The organism is Corynebacterium kroppenstedtii DSM 44385, from assembly GCF_000023145.1.
GTDB classification, from domain to species: domain Bacteria; phylum Actinomycetota; class Actinomycetes; order Mycobacteriales; family Mycobacteriaceae; genus Corynebacterium; species Corynebacterium kroppenstedtii.
Map to the genome: position 1 here is coordinate 336,420 of NC_012704.1, position 23,102 is coordinate 359,521.

At 60.1% G+C, this 23,102-nt stretch carries 15 protein-coding genes; 9 read left to right on the forward strand and 6 right to left on the reverse strand.

Annotated elements, in window-relative coordinates; genetic code table 11:
• Positions 1-106: 106 nt before the first annotated feature.
• A complete protein-coding gene (locus CKROP_RS01325) occupies positions 107-1,315 on the reverse strand; it encodes a pyridoxal phosphate-dependent aminotransferase (RefSeq protein ID WP_052292440.1) in 1,209 nt (402 codons plus the stop codon).
• Between the two features lie 161 nt (positions 1,316-1,476).
• Complete coding sequence (locus CKROP_RS01330) at positions 1,477-2,997, reverse strand: hypothetical protein (protein WP_012730946.1); 1,521 nt, start codon at positions 2,995-2,997, stop codon at positions 1,477-1,479.
• Between the two features lie 388 nt (positions 2,998-3,385).
• Here CKROP_RS01330 and CKROP_RS01335 point away from each other — a divergent pair, with 388 nt between their 5' ends.
• From CKROP_RS01335 to CKROP_RS01375, 9 genes are all read left to right on the forward strand, one after another.
• Entirely contained in the window at positions 3,386-3,679 is a 294-nt protein-coding gene (locus tag CKROP_RS01335; protein WP_012730947.1) for a GlsB/YeaQ/YmgE family stress response membrane protein, read from the forward strand.
• A 323-nt stretch (positions 3,680-4,002) separates the two neighbouring features.
• Complete coding sequence (locus tag CKROP_RS01340; RefSeq protein WP_148209612.1) at positions 4,003-4,596, forward strand: hypothetical protein; 594 nt, start codon at positions 4,003-4,005, stop codon at positions 4,594-4,596.
• A gap of 111 nt (positions 4,597-4,707) precedes the next feature.
• Entirely contained in the window at positions 4,708-5,133 is a 426-nt protein-coding gene (locus tag CKROP_RS01345; RefSeq protein ID WP_012730949.1) for a DUF488 domain-containing protein, read from the forward strand.
• Between the two features lie 495 nt (positions 5,134-5,628).
• A complete protein-coding gene (gene dnaK / locus CKROP_RS01350) occupies positions 5,629-7,509 on the forward strand; it encodes a molecular chaperone DnaK (protein WP_012730951.1) in 1,881 nt (626 codons plus the stop codon).
• Positions 7,506-8,243, forward strand: a complete 738-nt coding sequence (grpE, locus tag CKROP_RS01355; RefSeq protein WP_012730952.1) for a nucleotide exchange factor GrpE — start codon at positions 7,506-7,508, stop codon at positions 8,241-8,243. The genes dnaK and grpE overlap by 4 nt, the downstream gene beginning before the upstream one ends.
• A gap of 624 nt (positions 8,244-8,867) precedes the next feature.
• Positions 8,868-9,896 (forward strand): PTS sugar transporter subunit IIC, encoded by a 1,029-nt coding sequence (locus CKROP_RS01360; protein WP_052292442.1) that lies wholly within the window; start codon positions 8,868-8,870, stop codon positions 9,894-9,896.
• Positions 9,897-10,700: 804 nt separating this feature from the next.
• Positions 10,701-11,948 carry a molecular chaperone DnaJ gene (gene dnaJ, locus CKROP_RS01365; protein WP_012730954.1) on the forward strand — a complete coding sequence of 416 codons (1,248 nt, stop codon included), beginning with the start codon at positions 10,701-10,703 and terminating at the stop codon, positions 11,946-11,948.
• A gap of 210 nt (positions 11,949-12,158) precedes the next feature.
• Entirely contained in the window at positions 12,159-12,569 is a 411-nt protein-coding gene (locus CKROP_RS01370; RefSeq protein ID WP_041629054.1) for a heat shock protein transcriptional repressor HspR, read from the forward strand.
• Positions 12,556-13,836 (forward strand): hypothetical protein, encoded by a 1,281-nt coding sequence (locus CKROP_RS01375; RefSeq protein ID WP_041628723.1) that lies wholly within the window; start codon positions 12,556-12,558, stop codon positions 13,834-13,836. Before CKROP_RS01370 ends, CKROP_RS01375 begins: the two co-directional genes overlap by 14 nt.
• Positions 13,837-13,894: 58 nt before the next feature.
• On the opposite strand, the gene CKROP_RS01380 is transcribed toward CKROP_RS01375, so the two are convergent.
• The 4 genes from CKROP_RS01380 to CKROP_RS01395 all read right to left on the reverse strand — a co-directional run bounded on the left by CKROP_RS01380 (position 13,895) and on the right by CKROP_RS01395 (position 23,043).
• Complete coding sequence (locus CKROP_RS01380) at positions 13,895-17,296, reverse strand: pyruvate carboxylase (protein ID WP_012730957.1); 3,402 nt, start codon at positions 17,294-17,296, stop codon at positions 13,895-13,897.
• Between the two features lie 73 nt (positions 17,297-17,369).
• The gene (locus tag CKROP_RS01385) at positions 17,370-20,972 is read right to left on the reverse strand and encodes a proline dehydrogenase family protein (protein WP_012730958.1); all 3,603 of its coding nucleotides are present in this window, start codon (positions 20,970-20,972) and stop codon (positions 17,370-17,372) included.
• A 128-nt stretch (positions 20,973-21,100) separates the two neighbouring features.
• Positions 21,101-22,693, reverse strand: coding sequence for an alpha/beta hydrolase (locus CKROP_RS10500; protein WP_012730959.1), 1,593 nt, complete (start codon positions 22,691-22,693; stop codon positions 21,101-21,103).
• An 11-nt stretch (positions 22,694-22,704) separates the two neighbouring features.
• Positions 22,705-23,043 (reverse strand): hypothetical protein, encoded by a 339-nt coding sequence (locus CKROP_RS01395; protein ID WP_041628724.1) that lies wholly within the window; start codon positions 23,041-23,043, stop codon positions 22,705-22,707.
• Positions 23,044-23,102: the final 59 nt, after the last annotated feature.

Genomic DNA, 23,102 nt, shown 5'->3' on the forward strand with positions numbered 1-23,102 from the left:
TAAATCTGAGCGACGACACCTAACCGACAGTATGTTCCAGTAACAGTAACGTGTTTTTCAGAATAGCGTGCGTGGGTATGCCGCCGGCGATGGGTGTCCGCGGACTTTACTGGTGGTAGCTGGACAAGAAGTTGCCGAGGCGTTCGATCGCATCTGCCAGATCACGAGCCCACGGGAGAGTGACAACGCGGAAGTGGTCGGGCTCCGGCCAATTGAATCCGGTGCCTTGGACGAGGTGGATCTTTTCTGCGCGCAAGAGATCAAACATGAATTGTTCGTCGTCATGAATGTCATAAACATTCCGATCCAATTTGGGGAAGGCATACAAAGCACCCATCGGTTTAACAACCGAAACGCCCGGGATCTCATTGAGCTTTTCGTACGCTACATTCCGTTGCTCTAGCAGACGGCCACCGGGGAGTGTGAGGTCGTAGATGGATTGCTTGCCGCCAAGCGCCACCTGAATAGCATGCTGAGCAGGCACATTGGGGCACAAGCGCGTTGATGCGAGCAAGTCCAGCCCCTCGATGAACCCCTGGGCATGTTCCTTGGGGCCGGTGAGGACCATCCAGCCCGACCGGTATCCAGCCACACGATATGCCTTGGACAATCCGTTGAATGTGATGCACAGCAGATCAGGTGCGAGAGAAGCGATGCTGATGTGTTCGGCATCGTCGTAAAGAATCCGGTCGTAGATTTCGTCGGCAAGAATGAGAAGTGAATTCTCGCGGGCGATATCGACAATTTTCTGCAGCGTTTCCCGGCTATAGACAGCCCCAGTGGGGTTATTCGGGTTAATAACGACAATTGCCTTGGTTTTCGGAGTGACCTTGGCTTTGATGTCCTCGATGTCGGGGTTCCAATTATCGTCCTCGCGACAGAAATAATGCACAGGTTTTCCGCCGGCCAACGAGGTCGCCGCCGTCCAGAGGGGATAATCGGGGGCGGGAATGAGCACTTCATCACCATCGTCGAGGAGAGCCTGAGTAGTCATGGTGATGAGCTCAGAGACCCCATTACCCAAGTAGATATCGTCGATATCGGCGCTAGGGAATCCGGGAACTAATTCGTATCGCGTGGCAATGGCGCGGCGCGCCGGGATGATGCCTTTCGCGGTGCTGTACCCCTGGGCGGTGGGCAGGGCCGCGATCATGTCACGCATGATGACATCGGGTGCCTCGAAGCCGAAGACCGCCGGGTTACCGGTGTTGAGCTGCAGAATCCTGTGACCATCGGCGATCATGCGTTCTGCTTCGGCATTGACCGGCCCGCGGATTTCGTAGAGGACGTTGCGCAGTTTGCTGGACTGATCCAGGTGCTTGAGCCGCGGTCGCCCAGTGACCTGGGTCGGGGTCGCGCTGCTGGTGTCGGTGTTTTCTGGTGCGGGTGTCGCGTTTTTATCGGAAGAGCTCACCCGACCACTATGCCACGCGTGAGGGGCAAAAGTGTGAATTCGTTTTTAATTACCAATGGTGGTTAATTGCCGATGTAGATGTGGATATCGTCGTCTTTATTTTCGCAGCGCACGAGCCCGGGTTTAAATTCTTGGCATTCCAGTTTGAATGTCGAATCAGAAATGGGGCTATCTATGGTTATGCTTCCCCGATCATCCTTCGGGGTGTCGTTATAGACCTGGCGTGCCGTGTCCGCCACGGAGCAATCCCACCCGACCGGGATCGCGGAGCGCGTGTATTCGCCCGTGCTGCTGCCGCATATTTGAACTTGGCGTGCGTCAAGATCGATATTTTGCCCGATCGATCCTTTGATTGTCTTTCCACCGGGGGTCGGGAAATTCTGTTGGGGTTGATCAGCTTGATTATCTTCCGACGGAGCGGTGGATGTTTTTTCCGACGAACCAACGGTGAAATTATCGTTATTAGCCATCCAAATAGCGCCGAATAGTGCCGCAAGAATTAAGACAGCGACGACGAAGACCAGTGCTTTTGCAGGTGTGGTGGCAATCCAGTTCTTGAACTTTTCTTTCCGCGAGTTTTCTGTGGACTCTTGGTCGGCGTCGGTCTGATCGTTGGAGTGACCGGTATCTGCTTGAACGTTGGCTGCCTTCTTGCTCCCGTCGGAGGCGCCGCGTGAACCTGCGGAACGGCCAGAGACAGATGAGCCAGAGGCAGCTGCCGATCCCTGAGCTGCAGTGTGAGGCGTCTTGTCGTCTGCTGTGTTTTCCGACCTGTTGGGCGCTGAGGGAACCTGGCGGTCTTGGTTGCTCTTTTCCTTGCCGACGCTTCCCTGACCGCTGCTTTTACCGGCCGAGCTGTTCTGGGGCTGAGCCTGGAATGCGTTCCCAACGGGGCGTGACCCGTGCGTCGTGGTGTTAGGTGACGGGTTATATGCGTCGGACGTCACCGTCGACGGTTTGCCGTTTGTTGATTTTCCCGTCGTCGGGCTACTAATTGCGCCATCCTGATGACGCCCAGAATCCTGCTGTGCGGAATCCGGTTGCGCCGAGTGGTTCGTTTGCGCGGGGGCGTCAGATTCTGCGGAACCGTCGGCCGATGAGGTCGTGTGGCCATTAGCCTCACGCATCATTTCCGGAGTGATGACAGGAAACCCCGCCGCCCCATTCGTCGAAAATCCGCTTTTTGTGTCCGGATTGTGTGAATCAACGCCGTGTGATTGAGTCTCGTGCGATTGGTCCTCGTGCGCCTGTGGCTCGTCGAATGCGCGGTCTTCACTGAGTGAATCATTTTCGGGGAGGACATCGCGAGCAGTGGGAACGTCGGAAAACTCAGCATCGATAGGTGCATTGGTCGAAGAGCTGCGGGAAGAGCTGGACTCAGTAGTGTCCTGACCTCGTTCTTCCCTTGGAGGCTGAGTTCCCTCTACACGCTGCTCTTGCCCGTGACGTTGTTCTTCCGCACGACGCTGTTCGAATGAGCTGCCCGAATTGGGCCGGTTTTCTGTGGAAAACTGGTCATTGGGTTGGGTGGAATAGCCTTCCGAATCAGACTGTGAAGTCGGGTCGGAGGGGGTTGTGCTCATTCGTCATCCTCAGGCTGTAAAAGTGATACGGGACAATATACATGCGGGTGCAGGGTCCCACAGTAATAATGCGATAACTAGCTTAGTGTTTTTGTATGCGCGGCGTGAATGGCCGGGTGCGGCCTCGTCCTCGTTGGCCTCGCTGGTCGCAGCGGGAAAATGGCATCGCTTATCAAACGTCGGCACGTTTCTCGTTCCCGATTGCTCGCTGTACTTTCTACCGAGATATAAGAATTCCTAGTAAACTTTATTGTGACGAGGCTCGTGCATGGGTTTTCACTAGCCCATGTACCAGCCATCCGGTATTCCTCGGGCATGACTGTGGTGGAAGAGCAACGCAGTTTCCTCATCAGTGGCCCGTTGTAAAAATATGAGAAAGGTTTGACTGATGAACGAAGTTATTTTGGCTGCGGCATCCGCTCCACCGCTCGGAATTATTGGGTGGGTCATTATCGGTGGCCTCGCCGGATGGATCGCATCGAAGATCATGGGTACCGACGCTCAAATGGGCGTCCCGCTCAATATCATCGTGGGTATTATCGGCGGTTTCCTCGGAGGATGGCTGCTCGGTGCAGTTGGATTTGATGTCGAAGGTGGAGGAAAGTTCTTCAGCTTCCTTACCTGTTTGCTTGGTGCGGTAATCCTCTTGTGGATTGTTGGCCTAGTGACCAAAAAGAAGTAGAGGATAAAAACGTAGGGCGTTGGCTTTACACCGCGTCGCATAAGGGCGTAAGCGTAAGGCCTTGAGTTAGCGCCTGAGTACATACTCAACGAGCCCGGAGCTAGAGTCGATCTAGTTCCGGGCTCGTAGTGTTTGCTTATGAGGTATTACATAGTCAACGGAATTCAGTACTCACCGTGACTGGCCATTGGGTGATCCAGCATTGTGATGATCCAGAATTGGAAATTATCTCAGAGCGGCGCATAGTGAATTTTTCTTCTACCAAACGTAGGTGAGGGGATCGGTTAACACGATGTCTGGTGAATGCATGCCGGGTGAATGCTATGTCTAGGGCGAGAATGTACCGGAACGCCGGCGCCCGCTATCTCGTCGACTATGTATCGTCCGCGGCCAAACAATGTTCCTTTCGTTCCCATCATGCGTCGATCCATCATCAAGCTTCGGGCGTTCGCCGTCGAGTTGATAGTTCCACGATTAAAAAATGGTTGGTGAGTAAATTCGCATTCAATAAGGATCATGATTGCTTTTCACACGAGAAAAAGCGTCACAGGTATTTAGGTGCCGGCCGTCGTGCTGATTGTGTACTGGCGGGAATCCTGTTTGTCATGGGCGCTGCCCTCATTCCGTGGATGGCCATTCTGCTGTTTACGATGCCATTCCCCGGCGTCCTCGGCTGGATTGCGTTGGATTGCGCAGAAATAGCCGCCCTGTGGACCAGCGCTTGGTGGGTGCTGAAGCGTCGGCTCCACGCGGCTGCGGGTTTGTGGGGTGTCTGCGCTTTATTGCTTGTCGACGCAATTGCCGACGTGACCACGTCGTTTCCGAATATCGGGAGCGCGGTTGTGACTATCTCGGTCGAGTTGTTCGTGAGTGGCTGGGCCGCATGGTGTGCTTACGCATGGGGAAAGAGTGTGTGAGTGTGGGGAGGTCTTTTACGCGTGTGATAAGGCCATTCGCGTGACGTAGAGACCGTTTACGTTCGGAGTAAAAAGGCGTAAGTGTGGAATGAGAGCGCAGGAGGTAAAGCCATGATCACGACGGAAAAGATCCACGACCAGCCGGCGGAGGGGGAGGGGACGCGGATCCTCGTGGATCGTCTCTGGCCGCGCGGGGTGAAGAAGGCCACAGCGCCGGTTGATGAATGGTTGAAGGGCCTTGCTCCTTCGCCGGAGCTGCGAAAAGACTGGGGACACGATCCAGCGCGCTTTTCCGAATTCGCCGACAGATATCGCTCTGAGCTGGATGAACGTCTGGCCGCCTATAAAGACACCGACACATCGGGTGACGACGGCGACAGCTCGGGTTCCGACTCCGATTCGGAGGTTTCTCAGGTGGGGGAGATGCGCGATCGGGCAGCGTCGGGGGAAAACATCATCTTGGTCTTTGCTGCAAAAGACCGTGTGTTTAACCATGCCGTCGTTTTGAAAGCGTGGCTTGACGAGCACACGCGTTAATGATGGGTACGCACCGGCGATAATCCTCCGTTTCGCACTAAAACCTTCCCACGAAGGCTCAACCGCGCGCAGGAGACGTCGGTTATGTGTTTGGGAAAGGCGCGGAGCGCCGTTCATACACACGGGAACGCGCGAAAAACGTCGGCTCGGAGCGTCGGCTATACATCGGTTATATGTACAGAAAGACACATCCACACATCAAAAACGCCACCTTGACCAGCGTCGATAAGAAAAGTTGAGTTGTGTGGAATAACTTTGAGCACGACGTCGTTACATCTAATGTCGCAAGGTTGAGCGAGTAAGACTCAAGTTAGCTTGACAAGCCTGAGTCTTCTGGGTCAGACTGTGACAGGTCGTTGAGTCTGATTCACTCAGCCTCACACAAATACGTAGATGCTCCGGGTGAGATCACGGGCAGGACCGCCGGCGAGAGCCGAGAGTGATCGCCGAATGATCCGCCGGGCACAACAAATGTAACGAAAGGAAACACAGATAATGGGACGTGCAGTTGGAATTGACTTGGGTACTACGAACTCAGTGGTATCCGTTTTGGAAGGTGGAGACCCCACCGTTATCGCTAACTCCGAGGGCTCGCGGACGACGCCGTCGGTTGTAGCTTTTTCAAAGAACGGCGAGGTGCTCGTTGGGCAGTCGGCAAAGAACCAGGCCGTGACCAACGTTGACCGCACTATTCGCTCGGTCAAGCGCCACATCGGCGACGACTCCTGGAATGTCGATATTGACGACAAGAAGTACACGGCGCAGGAGATTTCCGCCCGTATTCTTCAAAAACTGAAGAGAGACGCTGAGAGCTACCTCGGCGAGGACGTGACCGACGCCGTTATTACCGTCCCGGCTTACTTCTCCGACGCTCAGCGTCAGGCCACGAAGGACGCTGGCCAGATTGCAGGCCTCAACGTGCTTCGTATTGTGAACGAGCCGACGGCTGCCGCGCTGGCATACGGCCTTGAAAAGGGCGAAGACGACCAGACCATTCTGGTGTACGACCTCGGTGGCGGTACCTTCGACGTCTCCCTCCTGGAGATCGGCGAGGGTGTTGTTGAGGTCCGCGCAACCAACGGTGACAACAAGCTCGGTGGCGATGACTGGGATCAGCGCATCGTTGACTGGCTGACCGACAAGTTCAAGTCTTCACACGGCATTGACCTGACCAAGGACAAGATGGCTATGCAGCGTCTGCGTGAGGCTGCTGAGAAAGCCAAGATTGAGCTTTCTTCCTCACAGCAGACCAGCATCAACCTGCCGTACATCACGGTCGACGAGGACAAGAACCCGCTCTTCCTCGACGAGACGCTGAGCCGCACGGAATTCCAGCGCATTACCCAGGATCTCCTGGACCGCACTCGTAAGCCGTTCCAGCAGGTTCTTTCCGACGCCGGCATTTCCGTTTCCGACATCGACCACGTGGTTCTCGTCGGTGGTTCGACCCGTATGCCGGCCGTGACCGACCTGGTCAAGGAACTGACAGGCGGTAAAGAGCCGAACAAGGGCGTTAACCCGGACGAGGTTGTCGCTGTCGGTGCTGCTCTGCAGGCCGGTGTGCTGCGCGGCGAGGTCAAGGACGTTCTGCTTCTGGATGTCACCCCGCTATCCCTCGGTATTGAAACCAAGGGCGGCGTGATGACCAAGCTCATCGAACGCAACACGACCATCCCGACGAAGCGCTCCGAGACCTTCACCACGGCGGAAGACAACCAGCCTTCCGTGCAGATCCAGGTCTTCCAGGGCGAGCGCGAGATGGCGTCGGCTAACAAACTGCTCGGCTCCTTCGAGTTGGGCGGAATTGCGCCGGCTCCGCGTGGTATCCCGCAGATCGAGGTCACGTTCGACATTGACGCCAACGGCATTGTCCACGTCACCGCGAAGGACAAGGGCACCGGCAAGGAAAACACCATTAAGATCCAGGACGGTTCTGGCCTGTCCCAGGACGAGATCGATCGCATGGTGAAAGACGCCGAGGCTCACGCGGAAGAGGACAAGAAGCGTCGCGAGGAGCAGGAAGTTCGCAACTCTGCGGAGTCCATGGTTTACCAGACCCGCAAGTTCGTCGACGACAACAAGGAGAAGGTCTCCCAGGACATCCAGGACAAGGTTGAGGAAGCCGCCAAGGGTGTCGACGAAGCCCTGAAGGGTGACGACATCGAGGCCATCAAGTCCGCTGTTGAGAAGCTGTCCGCGGAGTCTCAGGAGATGGGCAAGTCCCTCTACGAGTCCGAGGCTGCCAACGGTGGAACTACCGGTGGCGCCGCAGGTGCCGCGGGTGCTGCGGGCGCCGACGCAGGATCTGACAACTCCGACCCCAACGTTGTTGACGCCGAGGTAGTCGACGAAGACAAGAAGGATGATGACAAGTGAGTCTAGGCAACGACATGCCCGATGACCCGGGTGCGCCGGCCAACACAGACCCCGAAGGCGCATCCCCCAACGAGGCCGAAGCTGCGGTTGACGAAGCTCGCCTCGCGCAGGAAACGCCCGACGGAGACGCTCCGGAAGGGGCCGTCGACGGTGAGAACGTTGCCGAAGAGCTTGACGACATCGACGCTGAAGTAGATGGTCTTCAAGACGATCCCGACGTAGCGGTTGAATCCGCCGAGGATGACGCAGCCCGTGATCTCCAGGACGAGGGGCAAGAGCCCGTTGATGACGGCGCTGGTGCTGGTGTCGCGTCCCCCGTCGAGAAGCAACTCGAAGAAATGACCGCCGATCTGAAGCGAGTCTCCGCCGAGTACACCAACTACCGGCGTCGGGCTGAGCGCGATCGGGCGGCCACATTCGAGCTGGCCAAGGCGCAAGTCGCGAGTGACCTCCTGCCCATGGCGGATGACTTCGACCTCGCGGAAAAGCACGGCGATTTGAAAGAGGAAGGGCCACTGAAGGTCTTCTCGGACAAATTCACCAAGCTGATTGCGGATCTGGGTGTTGAAAAGTTTGGCCAGGAAGGCGATGCTTTCGACCCCAACTTCCACGAGGCCGTTCAAGACATGTCATCTGGCGACGAGAAAATCGTGGCGACGGTTCTGCGCGCCGGGTACCGAATGGGTGACCGCGTGTTGCGAACAGCAATGGTCGTGATCGGCGACCCAGCGTGATTGGACCGGCCCTGACCATGGGTCATCGTGAGTAACCCTTATCTTTAGCTCTTATCTTTAGCCCGGGTGGTTAATAGCCGCCCGGGCTTTTTCATGCGGTGATTAGCGTTGGGGCTGGACGAGTGCAGCCCGTTGCTCGTGCCTGCTTTGTCCCCGTCGTCCTCCTCGTAGTGCCCCGTAGCGCCCTGTAGTACGCAGAATTGCAGCCCTAGTAGCTTACTGAAACAAAATATCCTTCACTGGCGAAGTAAATAGAGTCCCGGGCATACTATGTGCACGGCTGGCCCAATCGTCGGCAGTACATATAGGCGTCTGCGTGGAGCGTAATTCTTAGGTGCAATTCCTAGGTGCGAGGCCGATCCTGCGATGGCCGCCATAAAACGTGGCGTGGTCGTTGTACAAAACGGGTGAAGCCACCGTCCCTTTTTGGTATGGTCACCTTTCACAATTAACTCCGCGCAGTGAGCCACTAGTTTCCCGCCTAGTTATCAGTTCCCCAATGATGGAAGCTTTATGAAAGAAGCAGCAGCCCCTGAGCAACGTGTTCAGCTTGACGAATCACCTATCAACAACACTCAGACAGGGGAGCGGTATTCGCCCCGAATGGGTTTGGGCGAATTTACCATGAATGTCCTCAATGGCATTTCGGTTGCCGTGGTTGTGGCATTGGTTCCCCAAGCGCTGTTAGGAGAGCTATTTAAGGCCCTGCTTCCTGTGTTCCCGCAGGGGAAGGAAATCATCGGGATGGTGTCCGTCGCCTCCAGTATGCTGCCGATAGCCATCGGCCTCCTGGTTGCGATGCAATTCAAAATGACGCACATTCAGACCGCCACCGTCGCGATCTCGGCCGTGATGGGATCGGGCGTCGTCAAGGGGATAAACTCCGACGAATTCCTCCAGCTCAAAGGCACCGGCCTGGTGATCAACACTGGTCTGACCGCCGCCTTCGCCGTCATCATGATTCTCCTCATCGGCGACAGGCTTAAGAGCTACACCATCCTTGTACTTCCGCCGACGGTCATCGTGATAGCCGGTGGTCTCGGTAAATTTGTGACGTATCCGGCGGTGCTGGTGTTCACGAAGTGGCTGGGTAACCTCGTCGTCGGTGCGGCGGATCTGCAGCCCATCGTGATGGGGCTGATCCTGGGCATTGCTTTCGGCGTGATGATGGCGTCGCCAATTTCGACGGTCGGAATTGCGACCGCTATCTTCCTGTCCGGTATCGCCTCGGGTGTGGCGAACGTTGGATGCTGCGCCGTTGCCTTCACCATGATGTGGGCCGGATGGAAGGTGAATGGGCCCGGTGGGTCGCTTGTGCACGTGGTGGGATCCGCGAAAGTTCAGGTTGCCAACATGATGCGACGGCCTGTTGCGCTGTTGCCGGCGATAGTTGCGTGCGGTGTTAGCGGCATTGTGGCGGGCATTTTCCGGGTGCAAGGTACGCCCATTTCGGCCGGGTTCGGGATTTCCGGGCTGGTCGGCCCGCTGGCGGCGCTGAATGCCGACGGCTGGGGCTGGAGTGTTCGGAACATCCTGGTTGTCGCGCTTGTTTACGCGGTCGTGCCGTGTGTGTCGGCGTTTTTCGCGGTCAAGCTCTTCGATAAGAAGCTCGGAGTGACCAATGAAAACATGTATGCCCTGAAATTCCACTAAACCTTTCTGGGGGAGCGATCTGAGATTTAGTTGGCGGGGGATGGCGCCTGGTGTTCGGTGGGGCGCAATCAGTCCGGGTGGCACCGCCTTGTGTTGGTGGGGGCTGAGCTGGTCTTTTTGGGGTGGGGAACGCCCGGTCCAGGCCCCCTTCCGTGCTTAGCGCCTAAAACTGCGGCGGTATATGGCGGGTCTATGCGAGAACTGCGGGGGTATATGGCCAGTTTTCGGCCATTTTTCGCCCTTATACCCCCGCACTTTTAAAACGTCCCAATATTCCCCCGCAGTTTTCACGCTTCACTCAGGTCGGGACGACGCCCGACGGCTCTCGGGCTTGTGACTCGCCGGCTTTGTGATTCCCGACCGCGCCTTATTCCCCGGTTCTTTGCCCGCCGCACTTTATCTAGGAGCAAATCATGAGATGGGCGGTTGAAGCTCCGGCCTCGAAAACCTGGCTCGAGCCTGGAATATTTTCCCTGTTTAAGCCGTTATTCCCAATGTAAAGTTAAGTCTACTAGACTCAACCTTTGAGGTTTGGTGAGCGAGCCACGTGTGTGGTGGCGATAGTTTGTTCTGCGGTTTTGGCATGCACCGACGGTTACCGCGCGTCCGGAACCACGAGCACAAACCCCGACGCCAGCCGGGCGGCGAGATGGTCGGAAACGGCTAACGCGCCACGAAGGTGCCGCAATACCATAAGGCGCTACGTGGCATCCCACATACCCCACGGCGCATCAACCCCACCAACCAACACAAGACAACAACAGTAGCAAGCAACAAAGCGATAAATAGCGGAAGAAGGCAACTATGACGGCTCAACGAGAATGGGCAGAGAAGGATTATTACAAGGACTTAGGCGTTTCTCGCAGCGCTAGCGAGGATGAGATTAAGAAGGCGTACCGCAAGATCGCGCGCGATAACCACCCGGACAGCCACCCGGGCGACTCCGCCGCGGAAGAGCGTTTTAAACAAGCCAGCGAGGCGTATTCCGTCGTCGGCGATGCCAAAAAGCGCAAGGAATACGACGAATTGAAGGACATGCTCGCTTCCGGCGGTCTCGGTGGCTTCGGTGGCAGTGGCTTCAATAACGGCGGGTTTAACTCGGGCGGATTCGGTGGCCAGTACGGGTCGTCGGGCGGTTTCCGCACCACATTTAGCAATTACGACACGGGCAGCGGCTTCTCCGCGTCCGACCTGTTCGGCGGCGGGTCCGGCGGAGGCATCGGCGATATCCTCGGCGACCTCTTCAACGGCCGGGGTAGCGCGTCTGCTGCCGCCAGCCGTGGCCAGCGCAACCTCCGCGGCGCCGACGTCGAAACGGAAATTACGTTGGATTTCCGCGAGGCCACCAAAGGCGCCACGGTGCCGATCCGCTTGACGAACCCCTCGTCGTGCCAGGAGTGTCACGGTTCGGGCGCCAAACCTGGGACGTCGCCGCATACATGTTCGACGTGTAATGGCAAAGGTGTCGTGTCCGACAATCGCGGCGCGTTCGGGTTGTCGCGGCCGTGCTCCGATTGCGGCGGCACGGGCACGAAGATCGACGATCCCTGCCCGGCCTGCAAGGGCAGCGGTGTGACCAACCGCACTCGGACGATTACCGTGCGTGTGCCGTCGGGCGTTGTCGATGGCCAGAAGGTTCGCTTAGCTGGTCAGGGCGAGGCGGGAATGCGCGGCCGCCCGGCGGGCGATTTGTTCGTCACCGTACATGTGCGGCCGGACAAGCTCTTCACTCGCAAGGGCGACGACCTGCGCGTTACCGTCCCAGTTAGTTTTTCTGAGCTCGCGTTGGGCGGGGTCGTTACAGTGCCGACGCTGGACAACAAGGTTCGCGTCAAGATCCCCGCGGGCACTAACGACGGCCGGACGTTGCGTGTTCGTGGTCGCGGTGTGCCGAAGCGCAATCAGAAGAATGGCGACCTCCTCGTGACGGTGAAGGTGGCGGTCCCGCCGAAGCTGGACGAAGGGGCCGCCTCTGCGCTCCGTAGTTACGTGGCCGAAGAGAAGCGTCTGGGCTTTGATCCGCGCGCTAACTGGCCAGGGAAGGAGGGGTAAGTCATGGCTTCGAACTCTGATCGACGACGCAATACGACGGGCCCCTCGAACGCTGGCGGAGCTGCTGGAACGCGTGGGGCTGGCGCTGGCGCGACTGGCGGAGCTGCTGGAACGCGCGGTGGCGAAGCTGGCGCCGAAACACGTGGCGGCGAAAACCGCGCGACCCCCGACACGTCTCGGCAAACTCACACCAGAGGAAATAGGCAGCCGCTGGGCGAGGTACGTCGGGAAGAAGTTTATGTCATCTCGGTGGCAGCGGAACTGACCGGACTCCACGCTCAGACGCTCCGCACCTACGACCGCATGGGGCTGGTGACGCCCGAGCGAACGCGGGGAGGTGGGCGTCGGTACTCGCCGGACGACATTGAGATGCTTCGCGAAATACAGAAGCTTTCTCACGAAGATGGTGTTAACCTCGCGGGGATACGGGCGATCATTGACCTGAAGTCTCAGGTGGATGAGCTGCAGGCGGAGAACCACCAGCTTCGGGAGCGGTTGGCTCGTATGGAAGCTCAACACGGCAGGTCACGTGGGGAAATTGTGCATGTGCCTCGGTCTACCGCTGTTGTGATGTGGGAACCGGGGGCTCGCCGTAGAAAGGATAGGCGTGATAGAAGGTAGCCGGCCGCGCGGCCATGACTCCGTGGTGCAGGATGGCGACGCCGTTGACGACGATGTGGCGCAGGACGCCACCGGAGTCCATGAAGCATCCCTGGTCCCCGTCGTCACTGTCCTTCAAACAGACGGGTCGCGCTTCGTCGACGCCGTGTTTACTCATCTTTTCGCCCGCCGTCCCTCGTTTATCCGGCGTCTTCCGGCGGACTTGTCGCAGCTTAAGCCCAGTTTTCGGCGTGCGCTGGTGCACGTCTACGCCAAGCAGGCAACAGGTAATGGGTTGGATCGACGCACGCGGCGTTTCCTCCGGCACCTTGCCGAGGACCACCGCAGCTTCGGCGTCGAAGCCCCCGACTATGTCGCAATGGGGGACGCCATTATCGACGCCGGCCGCGAAATAATCGCGCCGCAGGTCACGTCGGAAGAATTCGAGCTGTTCGCGATGGCGACCGGCCAAATCATCGGCCTCCTTGAGGAAGGCGCCGCCGAATACAGCGAAGTCCCCGTGCGCTGGGGCGCCACCGTCCTGGATGTCGACCACCGATCCGACGCCATCACGGTCGTCCGGCTCGCCGCGGATTCGCCGATTCCGTACCGCGCCGGGCAGTTGGTGCCAGTCCTGGCGCCGCAGTCGTCGGGTAAGCGGAAATGGCTGGCGCCCGCCATCCCGCACAGCGACGATAGGCTGATCGAGTTTCATCTCGAAGTGCCGCGATTTGAGGGGCCCCGGCAGCAGTCGCTAAAGGGCAGCTCAGCGCTGGTTTTTGACCTCGCCCGCATGACTCGTCCTGGCGACGTGTGGGAGATCGGCGCCGCGCGCGGTTCCATGACGGTTGATCTTCTCGACGGTTCGCGCCCCGTATTGATGGTGGCCCACGGTGCCCATCTGGCGGCGATTCGCGCGATCATCCTCGACCTTGCGTCGAAACCGTCGCCGCCGCAGACGTACCTGTTCTTCGGCGCCGAGTACCCCAGCGACCTGTACGAACTCCGGACGCTCTGGTCATTCGACACGGCCATGGACTGGCTGACCGTGCACCCGTCGACGGTGCATGCGGAGGAAGACCAGTTCGCCCGCATGTCGGCCTACGCTGTCGCGCCACGCGATTTCACTGTTCGGGAGGGTATTTCACTTGCCGACGACGTTATGGCGCGCGGCCCGTGGCTCGGCCATGAAACGCTGTTGGCGGGGCCGAAGACAGTGGTGGGGGATATCAAACGGAAGCTCATGGCGTCGGGCATGAACCCGGCGCTGATCACCATGGCCTCGTAGGCGGCCCGACGCGGGGAACGACCCGGTCGCCCGACGCGGGGCCGCTTTTCGTCGCGCGCTACGAAATAACCACCACGAGATCCCCACCATCAACGTGGAAGGTCCCGTCGGAAATAATGCGCTCGATGGTTCCATCAACGGGGGCCGTGATGCTGGCCTCCATCTTCATCGCCTCGATCACCGCGATCTTGTCGCCGGCGTGAACAGTGTCACCTTCGTCCACGGTCACCGTGACATTGCCCGCGTAGGGCGCGGCAACGTGGCCGGGGTTGGAGCGGTCGGCTTTCTCCGCGGGGTTGACGTCGGCTTCGACGGATTCGTCGCGGACAAAGACGGGCCGTAGCTCACCGTTGAGGAAGCACATGACGGTCCGCACGCCGCGCGCGTCGGGCTCCGAAATGGACTGCAGCTGCACAATAAGGTCAATGCCCTTTGCCAACTGAATCTTTTGTTCTTCGTTGGGGTACAGGCCGAAGAAGAACTGGTTCGTGGAGAGGCGGCTGACCTCGCCATATTCGTTGCGGTGGGTATCAAAATCGGCCGCGGGTCCGGGGAAGAGCAGTCGATTCAGCGTGTTCCGCCGATCCTCCGATGACCCATTCAAGTGGTCTTCGTCCTCGGCCGACACGGGCGTGATCTCTGGCGTCTTCTCCCGACCCTTGAGCGCCTGGGTACGGAACGGCTCGGGCCACCCACCGGGCGGCGTCCCCAGCTCACCGTTGAGGAACCCGATGACCGAATCCGGGATGTCATAGTCATTCGGATTTGCAGCGAAGTCGGCCGGATCAATACCCGCTCCGACCAGCTGTAACGCGAGATCGCCGACCACCTTGGACGACGGCGTTACCTTCACCAGGTGCCCGAGCATCTTATCGGCCGCGGCATACGCGTCCTCGATCTGCTCGAAGTTGTGCTCCAAGCCCAGCGCCGTCGCTTGCGCGCGAAGGTTCGTCAGCTGGCCACCAGGGATTTCGTGGTTGTACACCCGGCCCGTCGGGGCAGCGAGCCCCTTATCAAACGGCGCGTACACCGAGCGCACACCCTCCCAGTACGGTTCCAACGCACTCACGGCCGCAAGGTCCAGGCCAGTGTCGTACTTCGTGTTCGCCGTGGCCGCGACGATGGCCGACAGCGACGGCTGCGACGTCGTCCCCGCCATAGGAGCCGACGCACCATCGATAGCATCCGCGCCAGCCTCCCATGCAGCCATGTACGTGGCCAGCGATCCGCCGGCCGTGTCATGTGTGTGAATATGGATGGGCAGGTCGAATTCCTTACGCAGCTCGGTGACAAGCATGCGCGCCGCCTCGGGGCGGAGCAGCCCGGCCATGTCCTTGATCGCCAGAATATGCGCGCCCGCATCCACGATCGTGTGCGCCAGATTCATGTAATAATCCAGCGTGTAGAGCTTTTCGTTGGGGTCGGCGACGTTGCCGGCGTAGCTCATCGCTACTTCCGCCACCGCGGTCCCGGTCTCTCGGACGGCGTCGATCGCGGCCTTCATCTGGCTCACGTCGTTCAGGGCGTCGAAAATTCGGAAAATGTCGACGCCAGACGCGGCAGCTTCCTTCACGAACGCCTTCGTGACCGTCTCGGGGTAGGGGGTATATCCGACGGTGTTACGCCCGCGGAGCAGCATCTGGATACACACGTTCGGCATCGCTTGACGCAGGCGGTCCAGCCGCGCCCACGGATCCTCCTTGAGGAACCGCATGGCGACGTCATAGGTGGCGCCACCCCACGCCTCGACGGACAGCAGCTGGGGTGTCGTGCGCGCAACATGGCCCGCGGCGGCAACGAGGTCGTTCGTGCGGACGCGCGTGGCCAGCAACGACTGGTGCGCATCGCGGAACGTCGTGTCGGTCACCGCCACACCGCGGCGTTGCCGCAGCTCCTGCGCGAATTTCTCGGGCCCGAGCTTCAGGAGCCGGTCGCGTGATCCCTCCGGCAGCGGAGCCGACGTGTCCAGCGTCGGCAATTTATCTGCCGGGTTGAGAGTGGTCGCGCGCTCACCGTTCGGCTTATTCACCGTCACAGTGCCCAAGTACCGCATGATTTTGTCGGCGCGGTTGGCGTACGGCTTGGTCGTGAGCAGATCGGGGTGATCCGCGATAAACGACGTGGTGAAATTGCCGGCGCGGAAATCCGGGTTATCCAGGACCCCGCGGAGGAACCGGATGTTCGTCGCCACACCCCGAATGCGGAACTCGTCGAGCGCGCGCCGGGCACGATGGACAGCGGAGTCGAAGTCTCGCCCGCGGCACGTGAGCTTGACCAGAAGCGAATCGAAGTGCCCGGTGACCTCCGCGCCCGTGGCGGTACCCCCGTCGAGGCGAATACCGGAACCGCCCGGCGACCTATAGGCCGTGATGTATCCGGTGTCGGGGCGGAAGTCGTTGGCTGGATCTTCGGTGGTGATGCGGCATTGCATCGCGGCACCGTGGAAAGAGATCGTGTCCTGGGTCAGCCCGATCTCGGGCAGCGACGCGCCCGCCGCGATCTGCAGCTGTGCCCGGACAATGTCGATATCCGTGATTTCCTCGGTGACTGTGTGTTCGACCTGCACGCGCGGGTTCATTTCGATGAACACGTGGTTGCCGTCTTCATCAACAAGGAATTCGACGGTTCCCGCGCCGCGGTAGTTGATGTGCCGCGCGAAGTTCACCGCGTCGGTGCAGATGGCCTCGCGCTGTTCAGGCGTGAGGCTAGGCGCAGGCGCGAGTTCCACGACTTTTTGGTGGCGACGCTGTACGGAGCAGTCGCGCTCAAAGAGGTGGACGACATTGCCTTGTCCGTCGGCAAGGATCTGCACCTCGATATGCTTCGGATTAACCACGGCCTGCTCGAGGAAAACGGTGGGGTCGCCGAAGGCGGTTTTGGCCTCATTAGATGCTGTTTCGCACAGCTCGCGGAGTTTGTCGCGGGAGGGAATGAGGCGCATACCGCGCCCGCCGCCCCCAGCAACCGCCTTGACGAAGAGCGGGTAGGGCATATCCGATTCGTCAGCCAGGCGTTCTAGCTCGTTGAGGTCGTCGGTCGCGGGAGTGTCCCCGAGGGTAGGCAGCCCCGCCTCTTTCGCGTTATGAATAGCGGTGGCTTTGTTACCCGTCATATCGAGGACGTCGGCGGTGGGCCCGACGAACGCGATGCCCTCGCGTTCACAGGCGCGCGCGAGCTCGGGGTTCTCGGACAGGAACCCGTAGCCGGGGTAGATGGCTTCGGCCCCGGAGTCTTTGGCGACGGAGATGATTTCGTCGACGTTGAGGTAGGCCTTGACCGGGTGGCCTTCTTCCCCGATTTCGTAGGCTTCATCAGCCTTGATGCGGTGGGAGGAGTGTCGGTCCTCCCAGGGGTAGACCGCGACTGTGCTGGACTCGAGTTCGTGTGCTGCGCGGAACGCGCGGATGGCGATCTCGCCGCGGTTGGCGACGAGAACCTTAGAGAACTGACGTAGTGGCATAGCTTCCTATCTCAACATTGAGGCGAGCTGGTCGTGTCGATGAGTTTAGCGGTAACCATGCCAACAAACGATGTCAGTTGGTCAGGCCCTTGATGTAACCAAACCGGTGGTTCGTGATCGATACCGCTTGTTCCAGCAGGAATGGCAGAATTTCACGACGCCCATCGGCAAGAACCGGGTGGTCGATAACAATCGATCCCGAGTGCGCCGCCGCTTTGTACAGCGCCGGGTCGACGTCGCCGAGGGTGCGCACACGAACGGACTCTGCGTTTTCCACTTCGGCCGCGTAGGTGGCGTCTTCCACACGACGGATACTGAATCCCATGGCCCCGAGCTCGGTGGCGGTCTCTGCGGTAGCGGAAACGTCCATCGGAGTGCCCGAGATTTCCGACGCTAACGTCAGGCGGACAAGGTCACGAATGAGGGTCGGCGACGAGCTGGGCGATCCAACTCGGACGCGCAGCGGTGCCAACAGAGGCCGGTAGCGGAAGATGTTGGACTCGGCGATGAGTGCGGTGTTGTCGTGCTCAACGCCGAACTCGGTGCTCCAGGCGTAGGCGTCGGATTCAGCCGCGCGACGCAGCCAGTACAGGTCGGCCGGGGTGAGCGTGTTGTCCAGCTGGCCCTTGATCCGGCGGAGCCGCCGGGCAACGTGGCGCTGAAGCCCCGCACGGGGTAGCTCGTCGACGTCCCCTTCGGACCAGGTTCCCTGTTGCGCCACGTAGTTCGGGCCGCCAGCTTTGGCGCCCGACCCGAGCGCGGAGGCCTTCCACCCGCCGAAGGATTGCCGCTGCACGATGGCCCCGGTAATACCCCTGTTGACGTAGGCATTACCGACCTCGACGTGGTCAATCCACCAGTCGATCTCGTCCGGGTCGAGGGCGTGCAGACCACCGGTGAGCCCGTAGCCCGTGGAGTTCTGCCATTCGGTAGCTTCCTCCAGGGTGGCGGCGTGCATGATGCCGAGCACTGGCCCGAAGCACTCGTGTGTGTGGTACCACGATCCGGGCTTGACATTGTCTCGCAACCCCGGGGACCAGAGCGTCCCTTCTTTGTTCAGCTTCCGTGGCTTGACCAGCCATTTCTCTCCGCTCTCTAGCTGCGTCAACCCTCGCATGAGCTTGTCGGATGGGGGCTCGATGATTCCATTCATGGTGGTGGAAATATCGGTTCCCGGGCCGACTTTGAGGGTCTCGACGGCGTCGATCAGCTGGTTCATGAATCGCTTTGACTTGCCGACGCTGCCCACCACAATGACCAGCGACGACGCCGAGCACTTCTGCCCCGCGTGGCCGAAGGCCGACTTGTAGACGTCGGAAACGGCGAGGTCTGGATCGGCAGATGGCGTGACGATGATGGCGTTCTTGCCGGAGGTTTCCGCGTTGATCACCATCTGTGGTTTCCAGCTGCGGAAGAGCCGCGCCGTGTCGGAGGCGCCGGTGAGGATGATGGAGTCCACCGCCGGGTGGGAGACGAGGTGTTGGCCGGCTTCATTCTCGGCAACGTTGACGAGCTGGAGGAGTTCCTCGTCGATGCCAGCTTCACGCAGTATCCCCACCGCAACTTCGGCGATGCGGACGACTTGTGGTGCAGGTTTGATGACAACGGCCGCGCCGGCAGCGAGGGCGGCGAACACGCCACCCATGGGGATGGCCAGCGGGAAGTTCCACGGCGGGGTGATAAGGACTACGGAGTACGGGGTGAACCGTGATCCCTTGACGCCGTCGAGCGCGCGGGCGGATTCCGCGTAGTAGCGGGCGAAGTCGATGGCCTCGGAGATCTCGGGGTCGGATTCCGCCACGGTCTTGTTCGCCTCGTGCGTCATGGCGGCCAGTAGTTCCCCGCGGTGCGCGGCCAGCGCGTTAGCGGCGGCGTCGAGTACCTCGGCGCGGTCGTGTCCGCTGGTGTTGCCCCACGCGGAGGACCGTGATCGTGCGCGGGCCACGATGGCATCGATATCCGACTTCTCCGTGATCAGCGGGCTGGTGACGGGGCCCGGGTCGTGGTCCAGCCACCGCAGGGCCCACTCGCGGTTGGCGGGCAGCGATGGGTCGGTGTCCGGCTCGTTGACGAAGTGGCCGGGGACGGACTCGACTCGCTTGGACACGTCAGCAGCGGATCGTTCTTGCCGACGGTCCTGCTGGCGCCGTGGTCCTGCGAACGTGGTCCAGCGGTCGTTGACGGCGTTGAGGTAGCGCTTTTCTTGCTCCTGCATGGGCGTCATGTCGTCATCGCCGGCGACATCGGGCGCGAACAGCGCGTACAGGAAGTTTTGGTGCGCGCCGTTTTCTTCGAGCCGTCGGACCAGGTAGGACACGGCAACGTCGAAGTCTTCCGCGTGCACAACGGGGGTGTACAGGATGACCGTTCCCGTGATCTGACGCACGGCCCTGGCCTGGGCGGGCGCCATACCTTGGAGCATTTCGATATCGAGCTGGTCCTCGACGCCGCGCTGCACAGAGAGTTCGTGCGCGGTGGCCACCGTGTAGAGGTTGTGAGAGGCCGCACCGATCCGAATGGCGTTGGCGTGCTCAGGCTGCAGCGCCACATCCAGGAGCCGCAGGTAGTTGGCGTCTACTTCAGCCTTCGTGAGGTACGGGGTCTGCTTCCAGTCGTGAATTTCGGAGTCCACGCGCTCCATGGACAGGTTCGCGCCCTTCACAATGCGCACCTTGATGGGCGCACCGCCCTTGTTGACGCGCTCGTGCGCGAAGTCAATGAGTTCGTGCAGGGCATCCAGGGTGTCGGGGAGGTAGGCCTGAAGCACGATACCGGCTTCCAGGTCCATGAACTCGTCTTCACTCATGAGCTCCTTGAAGAGCTTGATGGTGAGGTCGAGGTCTTTGTATTCCTCCATATCCATATTGATGAACGGATGCGGTGTGCGTTTGACCGCTTCCCGGTACAGAGGACGGAGGCGTTCCTTGAGCCGCCGCGTGTTGCCTTCGATATCCCACGGGTTGAGCTGCGAGCACACCGACGATGCCTTGATGGACACGTAGTCCACCTTGGGGTTGCGGAGCAGCTCGATGGTCCGGTCTAGCCGACGTGTTGCCTCGCGCTCGCCGAGGACAGCCTCGCCGAGGAGGTTGATGTTGAGCCGGAATCCGTTGGCGTGCGCGTCGTCAAGCAGTTTGTCAAGCGCCTTGCCATTGGCGTCGAGCACCAGGTGTCCCACCATTTTCCGCAGGTAGCCGCGGGCGATGGGCATCACGATGCTGGGCAGCACTTGTCCGGCCAGCGCTCCGAGGGAGACGAGTGCCGTATTCAGCGGCCCGAGGAAGTCGGGGAGGGATTCTTTCCGTCCAAACGGGCTGCCCAGGGAGGCAAATTCCTTCGCGGCGACGGCGTTGTCTTCTGGGCGCGCGACTCGGTCGACGAAGCCCATGGTGAAGTCGATGCCCTGTGGATCGTGAACGAGGGCCGCGAGTTGTTCAGTGGACGACGATTCCTTCCGCGTCTGTTCCCCGTTCGTCGCCTCGAGCCATTCGTGTGCGCGGGCGATGGCGCGGTCGGTGATGTTGTCGAGGTCGTGGGAGTTGGGCGGGGGCTTGAGGAAGTCGGGGTTGTCGACGTTGCTGGCGGTTGTGGTGGTGGCGGAGATTTCGTCACCGGTGGCGTTCAGCTTCTTATCTTTCTTGTTTTTCTTACCGCTTTTGTTGTGTTTGCTGCTCATGGGGTGCTCCCTTGTGGAGTGTGGGTGGTTGGTGTGCGTCCTGGCTCAGTGTGTGGCCGAAAGCCACAATTGCGCTGGTCAGTATGTGTGAAAACCACATTATTGCGCTGCTGCACCTCCTGCAATGATCACCCCTGAGATGTGTGGGCATCGGCCGGCACCCCGTCGGTAATGACCTGTGCAAGCGCCGCCGAGTAGTCCCTGTACCGGTGGTTTTTCATCAGCTCACCGAACCTCAGCCCAGGAATAACGAGTCCTCCCAGGTCGCGAATTTTCTGGTCACTGGGGGGAGTAGCCGCCAGACCGTTGGGGGTGAGCCACGCATCGGCACCCCAGCGTGCGTAGGACGGGTCTGGGCCGTGCGCACCGACGTCTGGTCCGGCTGCGAACATGATGGGATCAGCATCATTCCTACCGACGACGATCTCCGCGTGCCTGTCCAGCGCGTGTGGCGCTAATTCGTGCGCATGATTCGCGCCGGTTCCGGGGGAGCCGACGATGACGACGGTGTCGGCTTCGAGTGGCGGTGTTGTGTCTGACGGCGTTGCGTCTGAAGATGTCGCGTCCGAGGACCGTGCAGCATGCCCGACGACGACGCTGCCGTAGCTGTGGCCGGTGACGGTGAGTTGGGCGGAGGGGTTGCGTGTGCGGAGCGATTGTTGGAATGAACGCAGGTTTTGTGCTCCGCGGATGGCGTTATCTGTGCTGGCTGCAGCGGGTAGCGATTTGGGCGCGGGGTAGGCCGACCATGCGATGACGCTGGCTTTGTTGCCGCTGGCTTGCCTGATCTCACGTGCCCAGTCTGTGTGCCCGTGAATACGTCCGGGTTCACTGGAGCCGACTCCGCCGACGAGGGTGGCGACGGCGGGACTTGTGGTGGGATCTCCCAGCGCGATGGCTACTCCGTCATGGTCGAGGTGGACGAGGTAAGCGTCGTCGTTGTCGGCGAGTGTCTTCAGTATTCCCTCCAAATACTGCTTTTCTTTGTCGTCGTGCGCGGTAGAAAGCCAGGTGTCGAGGCGCTCCCGGAGGATATAGTCGGTGTCTTCAACGGTGCGTCCGTCGAGCCAAGGTTGTGAGTTGTCACGTTGGGGATCCGGGGCGGGCACGGTAGTGGGGAGGAAGGCGTCGGTGATCCCGGCGTCGGCAAGGACATGGGCGAGTGCTTTGAAGTTGGGGCTATTCCATACGTCGACCAGGAGGTGCGCGAGCACACCGTCGATAGTGTCCAGGAACTTGAGTAGGAGGGCGAGGTCGGCTTTGTGGGCCGTTTCGATGATGTACAGGCCGGCGCTGATGAATGGGTCGGCGGTGGCGTCGCGTTGAGCTTGGAGCTCTTTGATGGTGTGCTCGAGGGATTGCGCGTGGCAGAGGGGGCCGCAAAGTGCCGACGAGTGCGCGCGCAATAAGCCGACGGACTGTGTGATGTGGTCGGTGACCGCGCGCGTATCCGCATTAATCGATTTTAGCGATGCATTGGCGGCGTCGCCGTTGATTCCGCCGATGATGGTGGCGGGGATGGGGCTATCTGAAATGCGGGTGGTCAGGGGTCTGATGAGTCCGGCCATTGAGGCGGCGACGGCATTGAGCTCGTCGGGGCTCCACTGAGGGACATGTGTGAGCGGTCCTCCTCCGAGCAGTCCGTGTGCCAGCGGTCCTCGCATTACCGACGCTTGAGCTGCCGAGGTTTTGTTCACCGTCGAGGTTGCATTAAGTGCCATGAGCTGCGCCTTTAGCCGAGTTTGTCCGCACGCGTGGCAGTGTCACCTGCATGCATCGGGGATAGTTCGCTCAAGTGCGTTGACGAGGCGTCGTCCGCGGCGCAGACACGACGTCGTAATGAATCGACGGATTCCGCGAACCGCGTATGCCGTGCGCTCAGTTCGTGGGCCTGGGTATAGGCGGCGTCGGCCATAGCGAGCAAAGCGGCATGGGTTCGCGATAAGTGGAAGCTGGGCGCTTGTTCATGCGCGGCGTCGCATACGGCGCCGACGTGCTCGGCGTGTTCCGCATGGTCGTGGTGGTCGTGCATCAGGGTGCGCAGCGCGGACGGAGTGATCGTGAGAGTCATGCGCCACATCGTGCCAAGAACATGCCCGTGGTGCGCGTCGTCAATAGTCGTAAATCGCG

What these genes read in the sequence shown, in the direction of transcription:
- CKROP_RS01330 (WP_012730946.1), bottom strand. Translation starts at nt 2,997, where the DNA reads ATGAGCACAACCCCCTCCGACCCGACTTCACAGTCTGATTCGGAAGGC.
- CKROP_RS01335 (WP_012730947.1), top strand. Translation starts at nt 3,386, where the DNA reads ATGAACGAAGTTATTTTGGCTGCGGCATCCGCTCCACCGCTCGGAATT.
- CKROP_RS01340 (WP_148209612.1), top strand. Translation starts at nt 4,003, where the DNA reads ATGTCTAGGGCGAGAATGTACCGGAACGCCGGCGCCCGCTATCTCGTC.
- CKROP_RS01345 (WP_012730949.1), top strand. Translation starts at nt 4,708, where the DNA reads ATGATCACGACGGAAAAGATCCACGACCAGCCGGCGGAGGGGGAGGGG.
- dnaK (WP_012730951.1), top strand. Translation starts at nt 5,629, where the DNA reads ATGGGACGTGCAGTTGGAATTGACTTGGGTACTACGAACTCAGTGGTA.
- CKROP_RS01360 (WP_052292442.1), top strand. Translation starts at nt 8,868, where the DNA reads ATGAATGTCCTCAATGGCATTTCGGTTGCCGTGGTTGTGGCATTGGTT.
- dnaJ (WP_012730954.1), top strand. Translation starts at nt 10,701, where the DNA reads ATGACGGCTCAACGAGAATGGGCAGAGAAGGATTATTACAAGGACTTA.
- CKROP_RS01380 (WP_012730957.1), bottom strand. Translation starts at nt 17,296, where the DNA reads ATGCCACTACGTCAGTTCTCTAAGGTTCTCGTCGCCAACCGCGGCGAG.
- CKROP_RS01385 (WP_012730958.1), bottom strand. Translation starts at nt 20,972, where the DNA reads ATGAGCAGCAAACACAACAAAAGCGGTAAGAAAAACAAGAAAGATAAG.
- CKROP_RS10500 (WP_012730959.1), bottom strand. Translation starts at nt 22,693, where the DNA reads ATGGCACTTAATGCAACCTCGACGGTGAACAAAACCTCGGCAGCTCAA.
- CKROP_RS01395 (WP_041628724.1), bottom strand. Translation starts at nt 23,043, where the DNA reads ATGACTCTCACGATCACTCCGTCCGCGCTGCGCACCCTGATGCACGAC.